21 protein-coding genes are annotated in these 20,502 nt (G+C 43.5%); 3 read left to right on the top strand and 18 right to left on the bottom strand.

Translation table 11 applies throughout. From position 1 onward, the window contains the following. Positions 1 to 74: 74 nt before the first annotated feature. Positions 75 to 3,491, bottom strand: coding sequence for a methionine synthase (gene metH / locus AC1DM9_RS08955; protein ID WP_477579778.1), 3,417 nt, complete (start codon positions 3,489 to 3,491; stop codon positions 75 to 77). Between the two features lie 166 nt (positions 3,492 to 3,657). Here metH and AC1DM9_RS08950 point away from each other — a divergent pair, with 166 nt between their 5' ends. Next, positions 3,658 to 4,206, top strand: coding sequence for a 1,2-dihydroxy-3-keto-5-methylthiopentene dioxygenase (locus AC1DM9_RS08950; protein ID WP_441882478.1), 549 nt, complete (start codon positions 3,658 to 3,660; stop codon positions 4,204 to 4,206). A gap of 73 nt (positions 4,207 to 4,279) precedes the next feature. Here the strand turns inward: AC1DM9_RS08950 and AC1DM9_RS08945 are convergent, their stop codons facing one another. The 8 genes from AC1DM9_RS08945 to yneA all read right to left on the bottom strand — a co-directional run bounded on the left by AC1DM9_RS08945 (position 4,280) and on the right by yneA (position 10,682). Further along, the gene (locus AC1DM9_RS08945) at positions 4,280 to 5,068 is read right to left on the bottom strand and encodes an HAD family hydrolase (RefSeq protein WP_430058852.1); all 789 of its coding nucleotides are present in this window, start codon (positions 5,066 to 5,068) and stop codon (positions 4,280 to 4,282) included. A 24-nt stretch (positions 5,069 to 5,092) separates the two neighbouring features. Further along, complete coding sequence (locus tag AC1DM9_RS08940) at positions 5,093 to 5,599, bottom strand: hypothetical protein (RefSeq protein ID WP_477579532.1); 507 nt, start codon at positions 5,597 to 5,599, stop codon at positions 5,093 to 5,095. Between the two features lie 26 nt (positions 5,600 to 5,625). After that, the gene (locus AC1DM9_RS08935; RefSeq protein ID WP_477579530.1) at positions 5,626 to 6,615 is read right to left on the bottom strand and encodes an aldo/keto reductase; all 990 of its coding nucleotides are present in this window, start codon (positions 6,613 to 6,615) and stop codon (positions 5,626 to 5,628) included. Positions 6,616 to 6,660: 45 nt separating this feature from the next. Further along, complete coding sequence (locus AC1DM9_RS08930) at positions 6,661 to 6,852, bottom strand: DUF896 domain-containing protein (protein WP_477579776.1); 192 nt, start codon at positions 6,850 to 6,852, stop codon at positions 6,661 to 6,663. Positions 6,853 to 6,973: 121 nt separating this feature from the next. Continuing rightward, a complete protein-coding gene (locus AC1DM9_RS08925) occupies positions 6,974 to 8,056 on the bottom strand; it encodes an efflux RND transporter periplasmic adaptor subunit (protein ID WP_477579529.1) in 1,083 nt (360 codons plus the stop codon). Positions 8,057 to 8,082: 26 nt separating this feature from the next. Beyond that, positions 8,083 to 9,438 (bottom strand): ABC transporter permease, encoded by a 1,356-nt coding sequence (locus AC1DM9_RS08920; RefSeq protein ID WP_477579527.1) that lies wholly within the window; start codon positions 9,436 to 9,438, stop codon positions 8,083 to 8,085. Next, on the bottom strand, positions 9,428 to 10,147 hold the full coding sequence (locus AC1DM9_RS08915) for an ABC transporter ATP-binding protein (RefSeq protein WP_475442493.1): 720 nt from the start codon (positions 10,145 to 10,147) through the stop codon (positions 9,428 to 9,430). Before AC1DM9_RS08915 ends, AC1DM9_RS08920 begins: the two co-directional genes overlap by 11 nt. Positions 10,148 to 10,307: 160 nt before the next feature. Further along, on the bottom strand, positions 10,308 to 10,682 hold the full coding sequence (yneA, locus tag AC1DM9_RS08910) for a cell division suppressor protein YneA (RefSeq protein WP_430058841.1): 375 nt from the start codon (positions 10,680 to 10,682) through the stop codon (positions 10,308 to 10,310). A 158-nt stretch (positions 10,683 to 10,840) separates the two neighbouring features. On the opposite strand from yneA, the gene lexA reads away from it, so the two are divergent. After that, entirely contained in the window at positions 10,841 to 11,461 is a 621-nt protein-coding gene (lexA, locus tag AC1DM9_RS08905) for a transcriptional repressor LexA (protein ID WP_054024635.1), read from the top strand. A gap of 72 nt (positions 11,462 to 11,533) precedes the next feature. Here lexA and AC1DM9_RS08900 read toward each other — a convergent pair whose 3' ends face one another. After that, a complete protein-coding gene (locus tag AC1DM9_RS08900; protein WP_477579524.1) occupies positions 11,534 to 12,028 on the bottom strand; it encodes a GNAT family N-acetyltransferase in 495 nt (164 codons plus the stop codon). Between the two features lie 152 nt (positions 12,029 to 12,180). Between AC1DM9_RS08900 and AC1DM9_RS08895 the strand changes: the two genes are divergently transcribed. Then, the gene (locus AC1DM9_RS08895) at positions 12,181 to 12,291 is read left to right on the top strand and encodes a sporulation protein YjcZ (protein WP_083681511.1); all 111 of its coding nucleotides are present in this window, start codon (positions 12,181 to 12,183) and stop codon (positions 12,289 to 12,291) included. A 111-nt stretch (positions 12,292 to 12,402) separates the two neighbouring features. On the opposite strand, the gene AC1DM9_RS08890 is transcribed toward AC1DM9_RS08895, so the two are convergent. From AC1DM9_RS08890 to AC1DM9_RS08855, 8 genes are all read right to left on the bottom strand, one after another. After that, positions 12,403 to 13,032: a hypothetical protein gene (locus tag AC1DM9_RS08890; protein WP_441882495.1), complete on the bottom strand. Its 630-nt coding sequence runs from the start codon at positions 13,030 to 13,032 to the stop codon at positions 12,403 to 12,405. A 505-nt stretch (positions 13,033 to 13,537) separates the two neighbouring features. After that, a complete protein-coding gene (glnA, locus tag AC1DM9_RS08885; RefSeq protein WP_076265805.1) occupies positions 13,538 to 14,866 on the bottom strand; it encodes a type I glutamate--ammonia ligase in 1,329 nt (442 codons plus the stop codon). A gap of 44 nt (positions 14,867 to 14,910) precedes the next feature. After that, the gene (locus AC1DM9_RS08880; RefSeq protein WP_053376247.1) at positions 14,911 to 15,321 is read right to left on the bottom strand and encodes a MerR family transcriptional regulator; all 411 of its coding nucleotides are present in this window, start codon (positions 15,319 to 15,321) and stop codon (positions 14,911 to 14,913) included. A 62-nt stretch (positions 15,322 to 15,383) separates the two neighbouring features. Beyond that, on the bottom strand, positions 15,384 to 16,676 hold the full coding sequence (locus AC1DM9_RS08875; protein ID WP_441882499.1) for a methionine gamma-lyase family protein: 1,293 nt from the start codon (positions 16,674 to 16,676) through the stop codon (positions 15,384 to 15,386). Positions 16,677 to 16,769: 93 nt separating this feature from the next. Beyond that, positions 16,770 to 18,059 carry a GTPase HflX gene (hflX, locus tag AC1DM9_RS08870; protein WP_441963413.1) on the bottom strand — a complete coding sequence of 430 codons (1,290 nt, stop codon included), beginning with the start codon at positions 18,057 to 18,059 and terminating at the stop codon, positions 16,770 to 16,772. A gap of 25 nt (positions 18,060 to 18,084) precedes the next feature. After that, positions 18,085 to 19,074 carry an AAA family ATPase gene (locus AC1DM9_RS08865; protein ID WP_339202714.1) on the bottom strand — a complete coding sequence of 330 codons (990 nt, stop codon included), beginning with the start codon at positions 19,072 to 19,074 and terminating at the stop codon, positions 18,085 to 18,087. Positions 19,075 to 19,163: 89 nt separating this feature from the next. Beyond that, positions 19,164 to 19,841, bottom strand: a complete 678-nt coding sequence (locus AC1DM9_RS08860) for a YdcF family protein (protein ID WP_477579521.1) — start codon at positions 19,839 to 19,841, stop codon at positions 19,164 to 19,166. After that, the gene (locus AC1DM9_RS08855) at positions 19,838 to 20,395 is read right to left on the bottom strand and encodes a ribonuclease FAU-1 family protein (protein WP_076265800.1); all 558 of its coding nucleotides are present in this window, start codon (positions 20,393 to 20,395) and stop codon (positions 19,838 to 19,840) included. Before AC1DM9_RS08855 ends, AC1DM9_RS08860 begins: the two co-directional genes overlap by 4 nt. Positions 20,396 to 20,502: the final 107 nt, after the last annotated feature.

The following is a 20,502-nucleotide window of genomic DNA, read 5'->3' as shown; positions in this document are numbered from 1 at the left end:
ACTTCTGGAATTGAAACGAAGAGCCCTCTTAAGCTCGTCATTACGAACGCTCAAGGGCTCTTTGTTATTATACGCTATAGTTTCTCAACATTAAAATATTGTGCTTCTGGATGAGCAAATACCATTGCAGATACGGATGCCTCTGGCTCCATCATGCAGCCTTCAGTCAATTCGACGCCAATATCTTGGGGTCTCATCAAATCGAACAATGGCTCCTGATCCTCAAGGTTTGGACATGCCGGGTATCCGAACGATACACGAATGCCTTGATAACGAGCGCCATGACGCTGCTTCATCGTCATCTCCGCAGGATCTGGATAACCACAGATATCACGCATAATATGGTGGACACGCTCTGCCATTCCTTCTGCAACCTCAAGAGCTACGGACTGAAGTGCATGCGAGCGCAAATAATCGCCGTTATCCTTCCATTCATTCGCAATTTCACGAATGCCGTGTCCAGCGGTTACGACTAGGAAACCAACATAATCCATAACGCCGCTATCCACTGATTTCAAGAAGTCAGATAAGCATAGGTAAGGCTCCACCTGTTGACGAGGGAACGTAAACCGCTTAATTTCCTGACGCGGGTCCACTGGGTTGTAAATAATTATATCATTGCCTGAGGACTGCGCTGGGAAGAAACGGTACATACCGTGGGTTTTTATAATGCCATCGGTTGTTCCTTTTTGCAATATTTCATCAACGGTTGCTTTAAGCTGCACTGCTTTTTCATTGCCATCCTTCAATAATTGATCAACATTGCCTTTTAGTCCGAGGTGATGACCAAGCAGCATCTGCATGTTGACATAAGGTATGACATGAGGAAGCGGTACATCACGCAGAATATGCCGATCCAAATCCGGCGGCGTAAATACAGGCGCATCCGGTGAAATTTTGGAACGAACAGCCCGCGTCAATTGCGGCAAAGGTTTCTTCTCTTCTTCGTATACTCCGCCAGACGCTTTAAAAGCGGCCATTTCATCTTCAAGCCGTGATCGATGCTCAGGGTCCATCAGCTTGTTGGCGATATCAAGACCGTCCATTGCATCCTTTGCGTAAAGAACGAGTCCATCATATTCCGGGCCAATTCTCGTTTTTGTAAATTTCCGTGTCAGCGCCGCGCCGCCAACAAGAATCGGTGCATCAATGCCGGCTGTACGCAAATCCTGCGCCGTAATAACCATTTGCTGTGCGGATTTGACGAGCAAACCAGACAAACCGATAGCATCGGCCTTCTCATTGCGATAAGCTTCAATTAATTGCTCAGGCGGCACCTTAATGCCTAGATTTATAATTTTGTAACCGTTGTTTGATAAAATAATTTCGACTAGGTTTTTACCGATGTCATGAACATCGCCTTTAACGGTCGCCAAAATAATTTTACCTTTGACGGAGGATTCATTTTTTTCCATAAATGATTCAAGGTAAGTTACCGAAGCTTTCATCACCTCAGCGCTTTGAAGCACCTCTGCAACGATGAGCTCATTGCCATTGAACAAACGGCCAACTTCCTCCATCCCGCGCATTAGCGGCCCGTTGATGACTTCCATCGCCGTATATTTCTTCAACGCTTCATCCAGATCCGGGATAAGCCCCTCTTTTGTTCCTTCGACTACGTAGGAGCCTAAACGTTCCTCTAGCGATAGATTCGAAATCTTTTCTTTCTTCTCTACCTTCTTGTCACGGAATGCGGCAACGAACGCAGCAAGCGACTCGTCCGTCGTGTTGTAAATTAGCTCTTCAGCCAGTTGACGCTCTTCATCAGGGATCGAAGCATAACGCTCCAGCTTCTCTGTATTAACAATGGCATAATCTAGCCCTGCTTTTGTCGCATGGTACAAGTACACCGAGTTGAGTACTTCCCTACCCGCATCAGGCAAACCGAAGGAAATGTTGCTCAGACCCAAGATCGTTTTGGCACGTGGGAACTTCTCCTTGATCATCCGAATTCCTTCCAGTGTCTCAACAGCTGAACCGATATATTGCGGATCACCTGAACCAACTGGGAACATATTTGGATCAAAAATAATATCTTCCGGATTCATCTTGTATTTCTGAGTCAGAAGATTGTAGGAACGTTCCGCAACTTCCATCTTCGCTTCACGCGTAACCGCTTGGCCGCGTTCATCGATTAGAATCATAACAACTGCTGCTCCATAACGATGGATTAATGGCAAAATCTTCTCAAACTTGGATTCACCATCCTCCAAGTTAATGGAGTTAATAATCGCTTTACCTTGCGAATATTTCAGACCCAGCTCAATGATATGATCATAAGTTGAATCCAGCATAAGCGGTGCCTTTATTTTCTTTACAACTTGCGGCAAAAATTGATGAACCGCATAAGCTTCATCAATATCGGTATCCTGCAAGTTGATGTCGATGACATGGGCGCCGCCCTTCACCTGTGCACGTGCAATTTCAGAAGCCTCATCAAACTTCTCTTCCTTAAGCAGACGTTTGAACTTCCGCGAACCGGATATGTTTGTTCGTTCCCCGATCATGATCGGGCGATTTTCCGGTTCAATAAATACCGTCTCAATACYTGAAACCGCATCTGGATGCTCGCCCATCTTCGTGCGCGGAGCATACTTCGCCATGGTTTCAGCCATCACTCGTATATGGTCAGGAGTTGTTCCGCAGCAGCCGCCGGCAATATTCAACCAGCCCTGTTCAGCGAATGCTGACATCTTCTTAGCCAGCGACTCTGGAGATTCGTGATAATGCCCGTTCTCATCCGGCAAGCCTGCATTTGGATAGCAGCTAATTGCAGCGTTTGCGATTTCACTCAGTGTCCGCAGGTGATCCCGCATAAACTCAGGGCCTGTCGCACAGTTGAGTCCGATGGAGATCGGCTTCAAATGCTCTAACGAAATGTAGAACGATTCGATGGTTTGACCAGCGAGCGTCGTTCCCATCGGCTCAATCGTACCTGAAATCATAATCGGCAGCTCTTTGCCAAGTTTATCAAAGGCGTTGCGAATACCGATGCTGCCTGCTTTTACATTAAGCGTATCCTGTGAGGTTTCAAGCAATAATGCATCCACATCAGCTTCGATTAAAGCAAGCGCTTGCTCATAATAGCTCTCGACGAGCTCATCGAAAGTTACCCCTCCGGTTACGGATAAAGTTTTGGTCGTTGGTCCAAGCGCGCCTGCAACGTAACGCGGCTTGTCTGGCGTGCTGTACTTATCACATGCATCACGCGCTAATTTTGCAGCTGCTAGATTGATCTCTCTCGCTTTCTCAGGAATATCATAATCATCGAGTACAACGCTTGTCGCACCAAATGTATTGGTTTCCAAAATATCTGCGCCAGCCTCTAGGTACTGCTCATGAATAGACTGTATAACGTCAGGACGTGTCAGAACGAGTATTTCATTACAACCGTCCAGCTCCGCTCCACCAAAATCATCTTCAGTTAATCCAGCTTGTTGAATCATCGTGCCCATTGCGCCGTCCAAAATAAGTATGCGCTCCTGAAGCATTTGTTGTATGGTCGGTTTTGACAAAATACTACACCCTTCCCAAAAATCATTAACACATAGTTTATCAGAATACCTGTGTGGTGAAAAGGTAATCCATCGACAATCCATTTGATTTGTTTTATAATCATTATATCATTTAATCTCTATAGGAAAAGAGGGAATGTTCATGGCTCAAATTAGAATTCGCAATACTGAAGAACGGATTCAAGGGGAAGAGGCTGTTCGTGCATTTCTAGAACAGCAAGAGGTGCTTTACGAGCATTGGAATCCAAGCAAGCTAGCAGAAGATTTACAGCAAAAATTCGTTCTCTCCGATGAAGAGAAGCAGCAAATTTTAGCGACATATGACGAAGAAATTAAAGATTTGGCACAGCGTCGCGGATATCAAACTTGGGATATTATCGCATTGTCCGATGCTACGCCTAACTTAGACGAGCTGCTCAAAAAGTTTGAAAATGTACACACGCATACAGAAGATGAAGTTCGTGCGATTACAGCAGGACGCGGCATCTTTATTATAAAAGGTACTGATGATGTTGGTTATTTCGACGTTGAGCTTGAAGCTGGCGATGTCATTTCCGTACCGGAATACAAACCGCATTTCTTCACGCTAATGGATAATCGCCAAATCGTTGCCGTTCGTCTCTTCATTGAAACAGAGGGCTGGATCGCTCATCCGTTTGCTGACGACAAGTTCGCTGCTAATCAGGCCTAATATTAAATCAAAAATAATGCAAGCCCCTCTTCAGCAGCACAAGCTGTCCGCGAGGGGCTTTTTTGATGCAAGTTTAAACTTCAAGCAAAGGAAGAAGCTCTTCCAAATGTTTAATTTCATGTGATGGTACAATCTCGTCATTGCGAACAACGCCGTGACGGTTAATCCAAACTGATGTCATACCAATCGTATTTGCACCAAGAATATCCGTTGTCAGCTTATCTCCAACCATGATCCCATGATCCGTCTCTACGCCAAGACGCTCAAGCGCATGCTTGAATATCGATGCTGCTGGCTTTCCTTCTCCAAATTCACCCGAGATTATAATATGATCGAAGTATGGCACAAGTTCCGGTACGCCAGCAAGCTTCTCACGCTGCAAATCAGGCGAGCCGTTCGTCAGCAGAAGCAGCTTGTATTTTCCTTTGAGTGCATCTAGAACGCGGAATGTTTCTTCATATACGATAGGACGCAAGCGGCGCTCAGCCGGGAATTGCTCAGCCAGCTTCGCACCTAGCTCCTCGTTATCAACGCCTAGTGCTTTCAAGCCTTGTGTCCAAGCTGCTTTCCGATAACCCGGAGCAAGTGACTCAAGCTTGCGGAATTCCTCCTGTTCACCTTCAAGAAACGGTGCCCAGAGTCCTTCGAAAGGATTGATCCCGATCATCTTGGTGAACGAGAACGTTTCATAGGATTCGTAGAGAGCTCTTGCCTCACGGCGAACGGATTCTTCAAGCTCGCTCGGATCAACCCCGCATTCTGCTGCTGCCGCTTGGCATGTAGCTTCAAAAGCTTCCTTAACGCTGCGGTCATCCCACAGCAATGTGTCATCCAGATCAAATAATACTGCTTGTTTAGCCATCGTTGTTCGAACTCTCCTGCCTATTTATTTTTGCTGAAAAGCAATTCCATTAGCATTTGCAAATAATTTCAGCTTATCGCCAATTTCATCGGTTGGAAAACGGTTCGTCAATTTAGAGAACACCCAGTTTCCGCCTTTTTGCATCTCCACGACCACATAACCTTTTTGCACGCTGAAGCCTTTGATTGATGCTGCTGGAATACGCTTGTCTCCCGTAAGACGTCGTGATTGAATGTAGTCTTTGCCGATCGTGATATATGGTCTGCGGAAAAAGAACAAAGCCGCAAGCAAAATGTAGCATCCTACCGTAATCCAAAACATCGTATCCATTTTAAATGTAGAGGAGCTGGACATCAAAATGACGTACATGCCGATAAACAAAATCAAAAGAATTGGCGCAATAAAATTGCGGCCAACGATTTTTTCTGATTTCTCTGCATTAAAAACGATTTGACCATTTCCTTGCTTCTTGCGCTGCTTATTTACGACATCCATATTTTTGCGCACTTTGCGCTCCCAGGAACGTGACAAACAAATTCTCCTCCTAATTAAATACCTTATTCAAACGGTCTGCGAAACTTTTCTATAAAACGATTAGGGTAATCTTCCGGAAGCGCACTTATCTGCTCCAAACGGTTCCAAACCTCGCTTGGCATTTCCCAGCCGATGGCGCCAATATTATCTTCAAATTGCTCCAGCTTGCTGGCACCAAAAATCGGTGAAGTAATGCCTTCTCGCTGAATGAGCCATCTTAAAGCTACCTGTGATGGTGATTTATCCAGCTCTTTCGCTGCTTCCAGCAATGCGTCGAGAATTTCAAAGTTTTTATCATTAGACCGCAGAGTCCACGCGCTCTCGCCTACTTTGGAAGTTAGACGCCCTTCCTTTGGCTCTTCCCTTGTATAGCGTCCCGTTAGAAAACCGCCGCCAATCGGAGCCCAAGGAATAATTCCGACTTTCTCTTCTAAACAAAGCGACAGCATTTCACGATCCATCTGTCTGCTCACTAAGCTGTATTGAGGCTGAATCGATACAAAACGCACATATCTGCTAGCATCGCTATACGCTAGTGATTTCATCAGCTGCCAAGCAAAAAAATTGGAACATCCTATGTAACGAACTTTACCGGAAGTAACGAGGTCATCCAGTGTGCGCAGCGTTTCCTCTATCGGAGTCGCATGATCCCATACATGCACTTGATACAGATCGATATAATCAGTCTGAAGCCGCTTAAGACTAGCTTCTACACCGTCCATAATATGTTTGCGGGATAAGCCTACACCGTTAATATTGCTGGATGTTGTCATACGCACTTTTGTAGCAAGAACGATATCAGATCGTTTGTTTTTGATCGCTTTGCCGACGATTTCCTCGGAACGACCGCTTACATAAACGTCGGCCGTATCGAGAAAATTGCCTCCACGATCAACAAAACGATCGATCATCTCGATCGAATCTTCCTCACTTGTCGTATTGCCGAATGTCATGGTGCCTAAACAAAGCTCAGAAACAGCTAGTCCACTTTTGCCTAATAGTTTGAAATTCATCTAATCACCCCATCTTGGATATTAAATGATTACACAGTACATTCATTAGTGCTTAACATTATCTTTGTCATCAACGATTTCGATCTGATCAAGCTGTTGACGGAAATTGCTTTTGAAAACATTCAAGTACTGCTTGCGAAGCTCTTCTCTCTCAACCGTTTCCTCATCGGATAAACCTTCCGATTTATTTTTACGAGCCAGCTCGTTAATACGTTCTATAATTTTATCGAATTCCATTACTTGCTCTACTCCTCTCATGATGAAAAAAACTCTACTCTCTACTTTTACATTTCCACCAATCAGTTGTCAAGGCAACAGAGCTCATCTCGAATAAAGTAAAGACAGACTGCAGCATTCGTTATTGCAAAACAACTTGATCGCCTGGCTTCAATCCTTCAAGCACTTCTGTTTGTTCTGGCGTTTCGAGGCCAATCTTTATTTCCTTACGCTCATATTGACCATTGCCTGTATCGAGCATCACGAAATGTTTATCTTTCTCGCGAATAATCGCAATCGATGGCACTGAAATTGCATTTTCTTTACGTTCAGTTTCAATAGCACCGCTGAGACTAAGGCCGGCAATCAAATACTCGTTAGGCTCAAGCACGATTACGACTTCAAATTGTGCGGCTTGATTTAAATTATTTTGATCCGTTCCCGTTTTTGCAAATTTAGAAACTTTAAGCACTTTGCCTGAAAGATTCAGCTCTTTCATCGCATTCATCTTCACCTTGACCGGCATGCCCGCTTTAATTCGAAACACATCCTGTTCGCCAACTAAAGCGATAAATTGCAATTTATTCAAGTCAACGACTTTGCCGACATACTCATTAACGGTCAATGCCTGTGGCCGTTTGTTAGGATTATCGAATAAAAAGATTCCCGTTGCTGGTGAACGAAAGCTGGATTCATTAAGCATTTTTTTCTTTTGCTGCAGCTCCTTGGCTTGAATGCTAGCTGTTACTTCATTAACATCCTTCGATAAACGTGCGATTTCTCTTTCAACGAGCACTTTTTTTCGTGCTTCTTCCGTCGACTCCATCGCCGCTGATTCGTCATTCAATTGATTGAGGTAATCGTTTAACTCAGCCTCAAGCTTGCCCTTTCGCAGTACTGCCTCCATTTGCAAAATATCGTTTTGCACGGCCGTCTGATCCAGGTTAAACAATATATCACCCTTTTTCACCTGCTGCCCGTCTTCTACCGCCCACTGTTTAACCTCGGAGCCATAAGGTGCATAAATGAGTGTTTCCTGCTCATACAATGATTTTCCCTTTACTTCAACCGTATTGGCTATCGTTTCGTTCGTCACTTGGAATGTAATTGCCTGAGAATCAGAAACGAATTCTGTTTGCCTTGGAGGATTGCCTATCTTGTATAGTCCAAAACTTATCCCAATAATAATAATACCGATTATTCCCCACTTTATTTTTCTTTTCATATGTAAGCTCCTTCTTCAACCATAAATTAATCGCGCCTAATCGCTGTTAAAGCATCCGTACGTGAAGCGCTTATTGCTGGATAAATTCCCGATAGTATACCTGTAGCAAGCGCAAAAGCCATGCCTATTGGAATCGTTATAAATGGAATGAAAATAATGACTGAGTCCGTCTCGCCGGATAAGTTATATATGAGGGCATTTATACCCCATACAATCCAATAGGAGAAAAGTACACCTAACAATCCACCAAGCAATCCAAGCAGCGCTGCCTCGATGATGAACATGTTGCGGATTTGAGCCAAATTCGCACCAAGCACCTTCATTATCCCAATTTGTCTACGTCTCTGGTAGGTAGACATCGTCATCGCTACTACGATTGATATCGAAGCTATGATCAGAATAAACACACCAATACCAAGTGCCGCAGCTTTAATGATTTTAAATTCATTAGCGAGCTGTTCCTTCTGCTGAAGATTAGTTCGCGTCGTAACGACTAGTTTCTGCAGCTGCTTCTCTACTTGTTCAATCTTTGCTTGGTTATCTACTTTTACAATAATAGAGTTATAAGCTTCCTGCTCATCATTCCCTAGCTTCAGTTCTTTCTTTAGAAGCTCCGCTGTCTCTAATGAGACATAACCTTTTTTGTCATACATCGACTGCTCATCACTGACTCCAGCTGGCTTCTTGAGCACACCTATTACCCGGAGGGGTCCGCTCAACACGCCTTGGCCATCAGGTGAATAGGAACGAAGCTGTATTTGCTTCTGATATAAGGCCCCTGGTACACGATTTAACTTCTCAATTTGCTGATAAACCGTTTCATCATAGGGATTGGCATCGATTTGCTCTCGAATTTTTCGTTTCGACTCTTCATCAATAAATCCCATTGTCGCTCCATAGTTAAGAACGATGGTACCTAATACATTCGTTGCTTCTCCTTGATTGATGTCATTTCCAAAAGCGGAAAGCATCTCAATATCTGTACCTATAATTTCGGTTTGAATTTGTGAAGTAAGCCCATCCAACGTCATCGTCTCCATATAGTTGAGCTGTTGATAAGGTGATGCCGCTTTGACATGTTCGATTTGTCTCATGATGTCAAGCTTTTGCTTGGTTAACTTGCCTTTCTGCAAAGAATCTTCATCAGCTGTGGATGCTCCGCCGCCGGCGTATGCTCCTGTACTGGCTGTTACCGTTATTTCATCCATCTTCAAGTAACTATTCATTTGTTTCTCAATGTAAACTTGAGCAGATTCTCCGATACTGAGTGCGATTATAATTGCTGCACATCCAATAGAAATACCCGCAGCGCATAATGCCGTTACAACCTTTCTACGCCTTACCTGATCCCATGATAATCTTGTAATATCACTAATTCTCAATTTGAATTCCCCCCGCAAGCATACTTTCTCGTGCGGCTTCCTGATCCGTTACGAGATAACCATCTCGCAGCGTGATAATTTTTTCTGTTTGTGCTGCTACCTCACGTTCATGGGTTACGATAATAAAGGTAGTATCCATCGTTTTATTCAACTGCTTCAAAATCATAATAATTTCTTCCTCTGTTTTGGTATCCAAATTACCGGTAGGCTCGTCCGCAAAAATAACCGATGGCTCTGTTATCAATGATCTTGCAATACTGACACGCTGTTGTTGTCCTCCCGAGAGCTGCGATGGGAATAATTCCGCTTTATCAGGAATTCCTACCTGCTCTAATAACGAAAGAGCTTTTTTCTTCCGTATTGAAGGATGCATTGATTGAAATACAAGCGGAAGCTCCACATTTTCCCTAACCGTCAAGTTGGCTATCAACTCATACGCTTGAAAAATAAATCCGATATGCTTCCGTCTAAACTCTGCCAAGCGGTTTTCATTCATCGTTACAATATTATGGTCCGCAATAAAGATTTGGCCTTCTGTAGGCTTCATTAAGCCAGCCATTAAGTTCAGTAAAGTAGATTTACCGGAACCGGAGCTCCCTAACAATGCAATCATTTCTCCCTTATGTACGTGAAAGCTTATTTTCTGCAGTACAGCGGTCGTTTCATGCCCATTCATAAATGAGTGGGATAACTCTTCAACTCGTAACAAAATAGCATCTCCTTTCAGTCCCCTTTAATAGACGGCTAAACCAAGCGTTAACCCTGCAGTAAACATAAAAAAACTTTCTAAAGAAGTAGATTGGCCTGCATCTACTTTAAATAGAAAGTAATTTTTTGTATGAACTATTGAATTGTAATGGAAAATCAAGCTAAATGCTAGGAATAATTAACTTCTGTCCTGGCTTTATAACTGTTGATTGCAGATCATTCCGATCTTTAATCAAATATACGATATATCTGATATCATGGCTGCCATCTGAAACTTGTTTTGCAATATTCCAGAGTGTATCGCCTGATTGCACCCTAATAATTTGTTCTTCCGCGGAAGCGGCTTCGGGAGTATTACTCGAAGCGTATGTCCCCATAAGTAGGAAGCTCGTAAACAATAAGAAAAACACAGCAGTGCAAACGACGAGCTTAACAGTATGACGCTTTATGAAATGCCTAATCAAGCGGTTGACCTTTGTTGCTTTGTTCGTATCTTGTTTATGAATGGTTCTATAAAAACTTGGACTGGTTATCATTTATCAACACCCCAAACGTTTGTTCTGTTTTTAGATTACACGAACAAACGTTTGGTGTCAACGAAAAAATACGAACCTCTGTACTTAAGAACTTATGTTTGTACGAACTCGAGTTCTATGTTATAATTTTTTGCAAACCTACTAATGGAGTGATTGCAGTGTCGAAGATTTCTAACCGACAACATTCAATTCTTGAATTTATTAAGAATGAAGTTCGGGAGAAAGGCTATCCACCCTCCGTTCGAGAAATCGGCGAAGCTGTTGGATTGTTGTCCAGTTCAACCGTTCACGGTCATTTGGACCGTCTAGAGAAAAAAGGTTTAATACGCCGAGACCCTACTAAACCGCGTGCTATTGAAATTTTGGATCAAGAAGGCTCTGATGGCATTATCCCGCTTTCCGTAGCTAGAGTACCTATTGTTGGTAAAGTTACCGCTGGTGTGCCGATTACTGCTACAGAAAATATTGAAGAATATTTCCCGCTTCCTTCCCATTTTGTTGGTGACAGCAGTGTTTTTATATTGAATGTCATGGGCGAGAGTATGATTGAAGCAGGTATTCATGACGGGGATTATGTTATCGTTCGTCAGCAGCAAACGGCAAACAATGGTGAGATCGTAGTTGCAATGACTGAGGACGACGAAGCAACAGTCAAAACATTTTACAAAGAGAAAAATCATATTCGCTTACAACCGGAAAACTCCACTATGCAGCCTATTTTACTTCAAAATGTAACGATACTAGGTAAAGTCATTGGACTTTTCCGTGATATTCATTAATACCAACTTATATGTACATAAAGAAAAGGCTGAATCAACATCGTTGATTCAGCCTTTTCTTTGATTATTACATTAACTTTCTTGCTTAAAGGTTTGGTAACGTCTACCATTCTCATGCCTTTCGACAAAATTCTGATTTGTGAGCTCTCCAATGACAGGGATCCAAAATTGTTGTGCGGGAACATTACGTTCAAGCTGATACAGCTCCCACTCTCCGCTATGCTTTTGTATAACTAGCTTTGCTGCTTGTTTACCAAAACCGGATCTTCTATATTTTCGCATAATAAAAAAATGTGCAAGTAAATTATAGTATCTGTCAAATTCACTTACTTTTTTAATTAATGCAAAGCCAGCAATCTCATTATTCACAGTCATGATGTAAGGAAAATAATCATTAGATTCATGCCAATAATTTTCCCAATCGGGCAATTGTGAATATAAGCCTGATGAATTTACAGCAGCATCCGTATACTCTGTAAAGTCGTACATATAAAGCTGAAGCAAATGAGTCATTGTTATTTTTTCTTCTATACGAGCTAATTTCAGTACAACATTCAGTATAACCACTCCCTAAGCAAGCTGGTTATACAAACCTGCTTCTTTAACTTAATAATTCCAGGTCTGTATGATTTAATTAGCTAATGACAAACACCCAATCACTATGTATTTCCAAAGCATAACATACTGTGTATTCAACTCGTAAGGAGGTGCATTGAAAAATGTCCGGTTACGTGGGTGGAGCTTTCTCAAGCTTAGGAATCATCTTAGTATTATTCATTCTACTGGTGATCATTGCTTGCAGTTGCGGCGGCTTTGGCTTCGGATATTAATTCGTATTTGAGCCATTCTTCATATTAACAAAAGAAGATCCATTTGATGGATCTTCTTTTTGCTTTTCATACTCCTTACAACCATTACTTTGTTATTTAAATGGAAAGATTTTAAATTACACGTTTTCTTAGCAGTACTGCTGTTGTTCTTAAACTAGAAATTCGTATTAGCTTCTTGCGGTCAAGTTTCGGATAATCATAAAGTAATCCTTCATATACGATTTGCATTTGCTCATGTTTTAGAAAATCATGAGGTGTAACTTGCGCGGATGGTCGTTCCCACAAGTTTATACCACTGCTCCGCATGGCTTCAGCAACAAACTGGGAGCAGAAATATGAATCTGTTGGCTCGATATTAAGCTCAAGCAGTACACCTAACAATCCGATTAAATTGTATCGGTAATTTTCTTTATTTTTTTCAAACTCACGAATGTATTGAAGCAATGCGGCATGTTGTTTTTCTGATAAAGCAATCTTTAGAAGAACACAGCGCGTATTAGGGAAATATCGAAACGTTCCAGTATAGACGTTTTCTTTGACAAATCCAGCGATTAGCGGGTTGTTTGCACGTTTACGCCCAAAGCTGTATATATTCTTCAGATTTATATCCAGTGCAAGTGAAGCGTGATTATAGGGTGCACCAGTAAATAATTTGATCATTCGAGTAAACCATGTGCCCGTGTCCGTAAGCAACACATAAATACTGCCATTGGTTTCTTCATCTATTCTAGTTTCTGTCATGCTGCTCACCTCATTTATCTTTGATTATCCAGGTTATAGTTAGGTCATTTTTGAGTTTAAGATATATGTCACGATTTCGTTTATTAGCTTGGGTTGATTAACTGTTATGAATATAACAACAATATAACCACCCGAATAGTACTAACTCTATGTGGTACTGGCTCTAGTCAACCTAAAAAAGACCAGCCACAAACACATTATCCATGTGTTTGACTGATCCTATAAAAGTTTATTTTACTAATGACGCATATATATCATCGACATATAAGCACTAGACCGTAGCTCTTAGACCTGTATACTTTTCTTTAGGCGCGTTTTGAGTCCACTGCTTAATATGTCTCTGATAATCTTTAAAATCAAACTCAGCGCATCTTAGACGTTGCTGAGCGATAATATAGGTTACTTATCGACATATGTCTGTGCCTTCACTTCATTATGCTTAATTTCAGCTGTATAACTGAACGCAAAAAAACCTCAACGCCAGCAGCGTTGAGGTTTTTGAACTTTAGTAAAGCGTCAAATACTGATCGCGTTCCCATTGGTGAACTTGTGTGCGGTACATATCCCACTCAATTTCTTTAAGCTCGTAGAAATGAGCAAGAGCATGATCACCCAGCGCATCGCAGATGATGTCGCTTCTGAGCATTTCGTCCAGTGCTTCTTTCAAATCTAGCGGCAAGCTCGGGATGCCTGCATCCTGACGCTCTTCCTCTGTCATGATGTAGATGTTCCGATCTGTTGGTGCTGGTAAAGGCAGCTTGTTTTGAATGCCGTCAAGACCAGCTCTGAGCATTACAGCAAGTGCCAAATACGGGTTAGCAGCTGGATCTGGATTCCGTACTTCTACACGTGTGCTAAGACCGCGCGAAGCAGGAATACGGATCATTGGCGAGCGGTTGCTTGCAGACCATGCTACATAACAAGGCGCTTCATAACCAGGCACAAGACGTTTATAGGAGTTAATTGTTGGATTCGTAATGGCAGCCATTGCACGCGCATGAAGCAGGATTCCTGCCATGTAGTGACGAGCAGCAGCACTTAGGCCAAGCTTGTCCTTCTCATCGTAAAACACGTTCGTATCGCCTTTAAACAACGATTGGTGACAGTGCATACCCGAACCATTCACACCAAACAACGGTTTAGGCATAAATGATGCATGCAAGCCATGCTCACGAGCAACTGTTTTTACGACTAGCTTAAATGTTTGAATTTGGTCAGCCGCTTTAATCGCATCGGCATATTTAAAGTCGATCTCATGCTGGCCTGGTGCCACTTCATGATGGGATGCTTCGATCTCGAAGCCCATTTCTTCAAGTGTCAAAACGATTTCACGGCGACAGTTTTCACCCATATCCATAGGTGCTAAGTCGAAGTAACCGCCTTGGTCATTAAGCTCAGTCGTAGGTTCGCCGCGCTCATCGGTTTTGAACAAGAAAAATTCCGGTTCTGGACCAACGTTCATTGCTGTGTATCCTAGATCTTCTGCTTCCTTCAGTGCACGTTTCAAAATACCGCGCGGATCTCCAGCGAATGGCGTTCCGTCTGGCATGTAAATATCACAGATCAAGCGAGCAACACGATCTTGTGTTACCCATGGGAATACAACCCATGTATCAAGATCAGGATACAGGTACATATCTGATTCTTCAATACGTACATAACCTTCGATAGAAGAACCATCGAACATCATTTTGTTATCCAACGCTTTTTCAAGCTGGCTTACAGGAATTTCAACATTTTTAATTGTTCCGAGCAAATCCGTAAATTGCAAACGAATAAATCGAACATTTTGTTCCTGTGCTATACGTCTAATATCGTCTTTAGTGTAACTCACAGAATCATCTCCTTAGTTTGCGAAGCAATAGTTATCATGTTAAATTAGCGCTTATTTAAGAAACGAGTCAATTGTCCTTGAATTAGCGAAGCTTGTCCAGGTCTCTTCTCCAGCAATTGCTGTTTAAGCAGTCGGTGAAGCTGCTGATCGGATAGCTCACGGCGCTTCACTTCCGATTGCTCACTGACAATTGTCGCATCATCAGATTCCTTGGATACAGGATTCATTACTTGCTTAATGCCGGCGATATTAACGCCCTTCTCAATTAACGATTTAATTTCCAAAAGCCGTTCTACGTCATTAAATGAAAATAACCGCTGATTGCCTGCTGTTCTTGCAGGAACGATTAGTTCATGCTGCTCGTAATAACGGATTTGGCGGGCTGTTAAATCCGTCAGCTTCATAACGATGCCGATGGGAAATAAGGCCATATTTCTGCGAATATCATCAGCCATGTCGCATCAACCTTCCAGTCGCTCTTTTATATGTTCATTCTAACCGTTACAACGCAAATGTGTCAAGTTATGTAAGGTTTAATCACAATTAAACCACTGTCTACAAGGCGATATAATGCGGTTAAAACACCATATTTAGCGTGAGCATACGTCAGTCCACCCTGCATATATGCAATGTAAGGTTCGCGTATTGGAGCATCAGCTGATAGCTCTAAACTGCCTCCTTGAATGAACGTTCCTGCCGCCATAATGACAGCATTCTCATATCCAGGCATGTCCCAAGGCTCGGGAACCACATGCGAATCAACAGCAGCTGCCTGCTGTATCCCTTGAACAAAAGCGATTAAATGATCAGCTTGTCCAAAACGAACCGCTTGGATGAGATCTGTACGCGGCTCATTCCATCTCGGTTTTGTTTCGAACCCAAGCTCTTCAAATAAAGCAGCAGCAAGCACACTTCCTTTGATCGCTTGTCCGACCAAATGAGGGGCTAAAAATAAACCTTGGAACATGGAGCGAAGCGTGCCTAACATTGCGCCTACCTCGCCGCCGATGCCCGGAGCAGTCAAGCGGTAAGCAGCAGCTTCGACGGCAAAAGCTTTCCCGGCAATATAGCCCCCCGTTTCAGCTAAGCCCCCGCCTGGGTTTTTGATAAGCGAGCCTGCCATCAAATCTACTCCAACTTGAGTAGGCTCGAGCAGCTCTGTAAATTCACCATAACAATTGTCCACAAAAACAATCAGGTCCGGCTTTATTGCTTTTACCCTATTTACGATAGTTTCAATCTCCGAAACGGTAAATGAAGCTCTCCAATCGTAACCACGCGAGCGCTGGATACCGATGACCTTCGTTTTTTCCGAGATCGCTTGCTCAATTTGAGCCCAGTCCAATCCACCATCCTCAAGGAGCGCTACCTCGGAATATTTCACGCCCCAATCCTGCAAGGAACCCATGCCGTCTCCAGGCTTGCCGATAACTTTATGCAGCGTATCGTAAGGTCTTCCCGTAACGTACAGGAGCTCATCCCCAGGGCGCAGCACTCCGAATAAGGCACAGCTGATTGTATGTGTTCCAGAAACGAAATGCGGCCTAACAATAGCCGCTTCCGCTCCCATTACCTCTGCGTAAACAAGATCAAGTATTTCACGTCCGCGATCATTATAGCCATATCCCGTTGAACCGGTAAAATGAAAATCGCTTACTTTGTGATGTTGAAACGCTTCTATGACCTTCCACTGATTCCGCTCAGCTATCTTGTCAATGCTGCGAAAAACTTCTGAGGCAAGCACCTCGGACTGCTCTGCTAGCTGCTCTAGGTGCTCCCATAGTCTTTGGTTTACATGTTGCCTGTTCATTATGATATCTTCTCCTTAAAGTTTTGCGCAGCAAAACTACTTCGTAAGCATAAGCCTAAGTTTTGCGCAGCAAAACTACTTCGTAAGCAAACCCTACTCAATATATTGTTTCAAACGATGACCGTGCTGCTCGTATTCCTGCTTACTCACATGAACGGTAAGTCGTAAGCTTTCTTCATTCACTTCTTGATTGATGACCTCGCCGCTTCGATAAGCAAGTGCGATCAAATCTCCACGCTCTGCTGGCACGTTAAAGACTACTACGTCTCCGCTGAGCTTATCTTGCACGGTTTGCTTTAACAGCTCGAGATCCCCAGCATCGTACGCGCTAATGACAAGATTGTCGCCGCTAGTAATCGGCAAATCTGCTAATGAACCGTTATTTACACACATATCCTTCTTATTGTAGACCATAATATAGGGTTTATCCGCAGCGCCTAGCTCACCTAATATTTTGTTAACGACTGCAATTTGCTCATCCCGCATTGGAGAGCTGCTGTCGATGACATGAAGCACTAGATCAGCCTCGCATACCTCTTCTAGAGTTGCCCGAAATGCTGCTACAAGATCTGTCGGCAAGTTTTGAATAAAACCTACCGTATCTGTCAGTATAATTTCTCGGCCATTTGGCAGCTCAAGTGTTCTTGAGGTGGGATCAAGCGTTGCGAACAATTGATTTTCTACATACACATCTGCATGAGTAAGCTCGCGAAGCAGCGTCGATTTCCCGGCATTCGTATAGCCAACAAGAGCTACTTGAATGGCGCCGGATTTTTTGCGACGCTCGCGATGCAATTTACGGTGGCGGACAACCTCGTCAAGCACCGTCTTCAGGTCAAAAATCCGATCACGAATATGACGGCGATCCGTCTCGAGTTTCGTTTCACCTGGGCCGCGGGTACCAATGCCTCCGCCAAGCCGTGACAAGTTTTTGCTTTGTCCAGATAGACGTGGTAAAAGATAGCTGAGCTGCGCCAGCTCAACCTGAATAATACCTTCGCGCGTTTTGGCACGACCTGCGAAAATATCCAAAATCAGCTGGGTGCGGTCAACGATTTTCAAATCCAGTGATTCTTCCAAATTGCGAACCTGAGCGCCGGACAACTCTTGATCAAATATAGCCGTTGTAGCGCCCAGTTCATCAGCTAGAGCCTTAACCTCTTGTACTTTTCCTTTGCCGATAAACCATTTGGAATCGACGGTTTCTTTGTTTTGCGTAATGGTCGTCAGCACTTCAACCCCTGCTGTTTCCGTCAGCTGTACAAGCTCCTGTAGCGACAGCTCAGGGTCTCCGCCTTTCCGCTTGTCTTTTGACGTAACTAAGCTAATCAGTATCGCTTTTTCAATCATGTTCGTATTCGTATCGAATGTTATCTCGCTCATCTCATACTCCTTCTAAACTACGCAATCATATTGGTTTCGTGTCCCACTTTAAATCATCTGGTCTAATCGTCATTAATTCCTGCTTTGCGGGAACGGAACTGGCATACTGCGTAAGCAAACGAACAGCTTGAAACCTGATCGCTTTCTCTATCACATTTCGAACATACCTGGCATTGCTGAACGAGAACATGGTGTTTAGCTTTTCCTGCATTAAATGCTGTCTTAGTTTAAATATGGTCTGAGGCTGCAATATATAATCACGGTCCTTAGCCATGAGCTCACTAATCTGAATCAGTTGATCAACCGAATAATCTGGAAACTCAATTTGGATCGGAAAACGTGACGGCAAGCCTGGATTTGTGAGCAAAAAATCGTCGATTTCGGCAGGATAACCCGCGAGTATGAGCACAAAATGATTTTTGTGATCCTCCATTGCTTTTACAAGCGTATCGATTGCTTCCTTGCCAAAATCTTTTTCCCCGCCCCGAGCTAGACTGTACGCTTCATCAACAAACAACACTCCGCCGATTGCTTTTCGAACGAGGTCTCGCGTCTTCTGAGCGGTATGTCCAATATATTCGCCAACAAGATCAGCTCGCTCCACCTCAATCAAATGTCCTTTCGTAAGTACACCCATCTTTTGAAACAGCTTCGCGACGATGCGGGCGATTGTTGTTTTTCCTGTCCCTGGATTGCCTTTAAAAATCATATGATACACATGAGAGCCGCCAAATAATCCTGCTTCAGAACGCATTCGGCTAATATAAAGCAACGCATATATTTCGTACACAAGAGATTTCACGTTGTCCATGCCAATCATCGGTTCAAGCTCTTTCTGAATGTCAGCATAATGATCGACGCCCGGCAGCGGCTTCACTGCAGGCAGCGGTTCTGTCTCTAAAGCAGGAGCAGAGGCCCCAGTCTGAAATGTTTCTTGCGTTCTTAGGACCACATTGATTTGACGGGAAGGCCTTGCAGTGCCATTGCCGGATCCCGATTTGACGTGTCCACTCATCTGTGGCATCACCTATCCTTTGCTTCGAAAGCTGTAGCGGCTAACCGCACTACAAGTTTATTCTACTTTGCAGCAGCATATTAGCAGATTTACAGCTTCGAATCGGAAGAATGAAATCCGAGACTAAGCAATAGAGAGTCGAGCTTCCACTTTGTAAAAGCTAGTACTTCACGCGACTCATTATAGACAGGATTTAGCACCTTTGATTTTATACCAGCGACTTGAAACTGAACAAAATCAAGCTTTTTTGCTATCTCCATTGATCTTGCAGCATGATAATCATGGGTGATGACAATTAGTGTTGACAGGCCTTGCTGCTCTGCGATCTTCTTGCTGAATTCAAGATTTTCGTACGTGCTGGTCGCCTTATTTTCTAGCAACAGCTTGTCAGCTGAAATACCTTTTGTTATGAGATAGTCCCTCATACCCTCGGCTTCTGTTTTCTTTGAACCGTTGCCATCCAATCCACCTGTCAAAATAAGCTTGTCTACCGTACCCGCCTTGTATAATTGCCAAGCAAGGTCAAGCCGTTCCTTCAGTGCTGGACTTGGCACATCATTCCACAAAGCAGCACCAAGAACGATGCCTGCATCCGATGGAACAAGCGGCTTATTCGTATCGAAACCGTTAATTAACCACAGTAAATATCCACACCAGAACACGCCTGCACATATTAACCAGGCAACAACACGAAACAAGAGCAGCCACGGTCGCTTTTTCTTCGATCTTCTGCGCGGGCTGCTCCTTGAGACGGTTGCCTTCCTCATGATTCGCTTAATTCCCCGGTTTTTGCAAGCAAGCTCTTGCGATGCTTAAGGCTCAGCGTAAAATACCGGAACCGTCCGTTTCGTATGCTCGATAATAATTTCCCTGCTGTTTTGCGTGCAAGTGCAACATCCTTGCCATTAACATCACCTTGCCTTAAGGCATCCTCCAGCTCATCCTCGTCCATGAGAAATACCTCGCCGCTTGGCAGCACAACCACGTCCAAATATAAATCATCGAACCAAGGCACTTGCTGATCGGTTAAGCCTTGTGTTTTGCAAACATCGATATACCATTGCACGACACGTCCCTTGTCATCAAACATCGTCGTGACGACAAAATGCTCGCCTCTTGGAAAATGCTGCATCCACAAGTATCCGCGATCTGCCAAACATAATCTACGTCCGTTATATTCCTTCCATAACGGCTCACGCAATTCATGAATCCGGTAAAACGTCACGAGACCTTTGAACTCTTCACCGTCCAGCGCTAGGCACGTATAGCTCTTACGCAAGATACGCCGCCAGTTAGCTCGGTCTGAAAATTTTCTCTTCATACGGAACGTACCCTTCCGTTCATTTGGGAAAAGCTCGCAAGCAACCTGCACAGCTCTTCTTGGCTTTGTTAACACAACGAACATTTTGCGACCAACGACAATTGAAA

The organism is Paenibacillus sp. 01T431 (assembly GCF_056398625.1).
The sequence above is the reverse complement of the archived record's forward strand: the minus strand, read 5'-3'. Positions and strand labels throughout refer to the sequence as shown.

Bases quoted from the DNA above. Each gene is read 5' to 3' on its own strand.
- AC1DM9_RS08860 (WP_477579521.1), bottom strand. From the start codon at position 19,841: ATGAGGAAGGCAACCGTCTCAAGGAGCAGCCCGCGCAGAAGATCGAAG.
- AC1DM9_RS08950 (WP_441882478.1), top strand. From the start codon at position 3,658: ATGGCTCAAATTAGAATTCGCAATACTGAAGAACGGATTCAAGGGGAA.
- AC1DM9_RS08880 (WP_053376247.1), bottom strand. From the start codon at position 15,321: ATGGCTGATGATATTCGCAGAAATATGGCCTTATTTCCCATCGGCATC.
- AC1DM9_RS08935 (WP_477579530.1), bottom strand. From the start codon at position 6,615: ATGAATTTCAAACTATTAGGCAAAAGTGGACTAGCTGTTTCTGAGCTT.
- AC1DM9_RS08865 (WP_339202714.1), bottom strand. From the start codon at position 19,074: ATGAGTGGACACGTCAAATCGGGATCCGGCAATGGCACTGCAAGGCCT.
- AC1DM9_RS08925 (WP_477579529.1), bottom strand. From the start codon at position 8,056: ATGAAAAGAAAAATAAAGTGGGGAATAATCGGTATTATTATTATTGGG.
- AC1DM9_RS08930 (WP_477579776.1), bottom strand. From the start codon at position 6,852: ATGGAATTCGATAAAATTATAGAACGTATTAACGAGCTGGCTCGTAAA.
- AC1DM9_RS08890 (WP_441882495.1), bottom strand. From the start codon at position 13,032: ATGACAGAAACTAGAATAGATGAAGAAACCAATGGCAGTATTTATGTG.
- hflX (WP_441963413.1), bottom strand. From the start codon at position 18,059: ATGAGCGAGATAACATTCGATACGAATACGAACATGATTGAAAAAGCG.
- AC1DM9_RS08895 (WP_083681511.1), top strand. From the start codon at position 12,181: ATGTCCGGTTACGTGGGTGGAGCTTTCTCAAGCTTAGGAATCATCTTA.
- AC1DM9_RS08945 (WP_430058852.1), bottom strand. From the start codon at position 5,068: ATGGCTAAACAAGCAGTATTATTTGATCTGGATGACACATTGCTGTGG.
- AC1DM9_RS08875 (WP_441882499.1), bottom strand. From the start codon at position 16,676: ATGAACAGGCAACATGTAAACCAAAGACTATGGGAGCACCTAGAGCAG.
- yneA (WP_430058841.1), bottom strand. From the start codon at position 10,682: ATGATAACCAGTCCAAGTTTTTATAGAACCATTCATAAACAAGATACG.
- AC1DM9_RS08855 (WP_076265800.1), bottom strand. From the start codon at position 20,395: ATGAAGAGAAAATTTTCAGACCGAGCTAACTGGCGGCGTATCTTGCGT.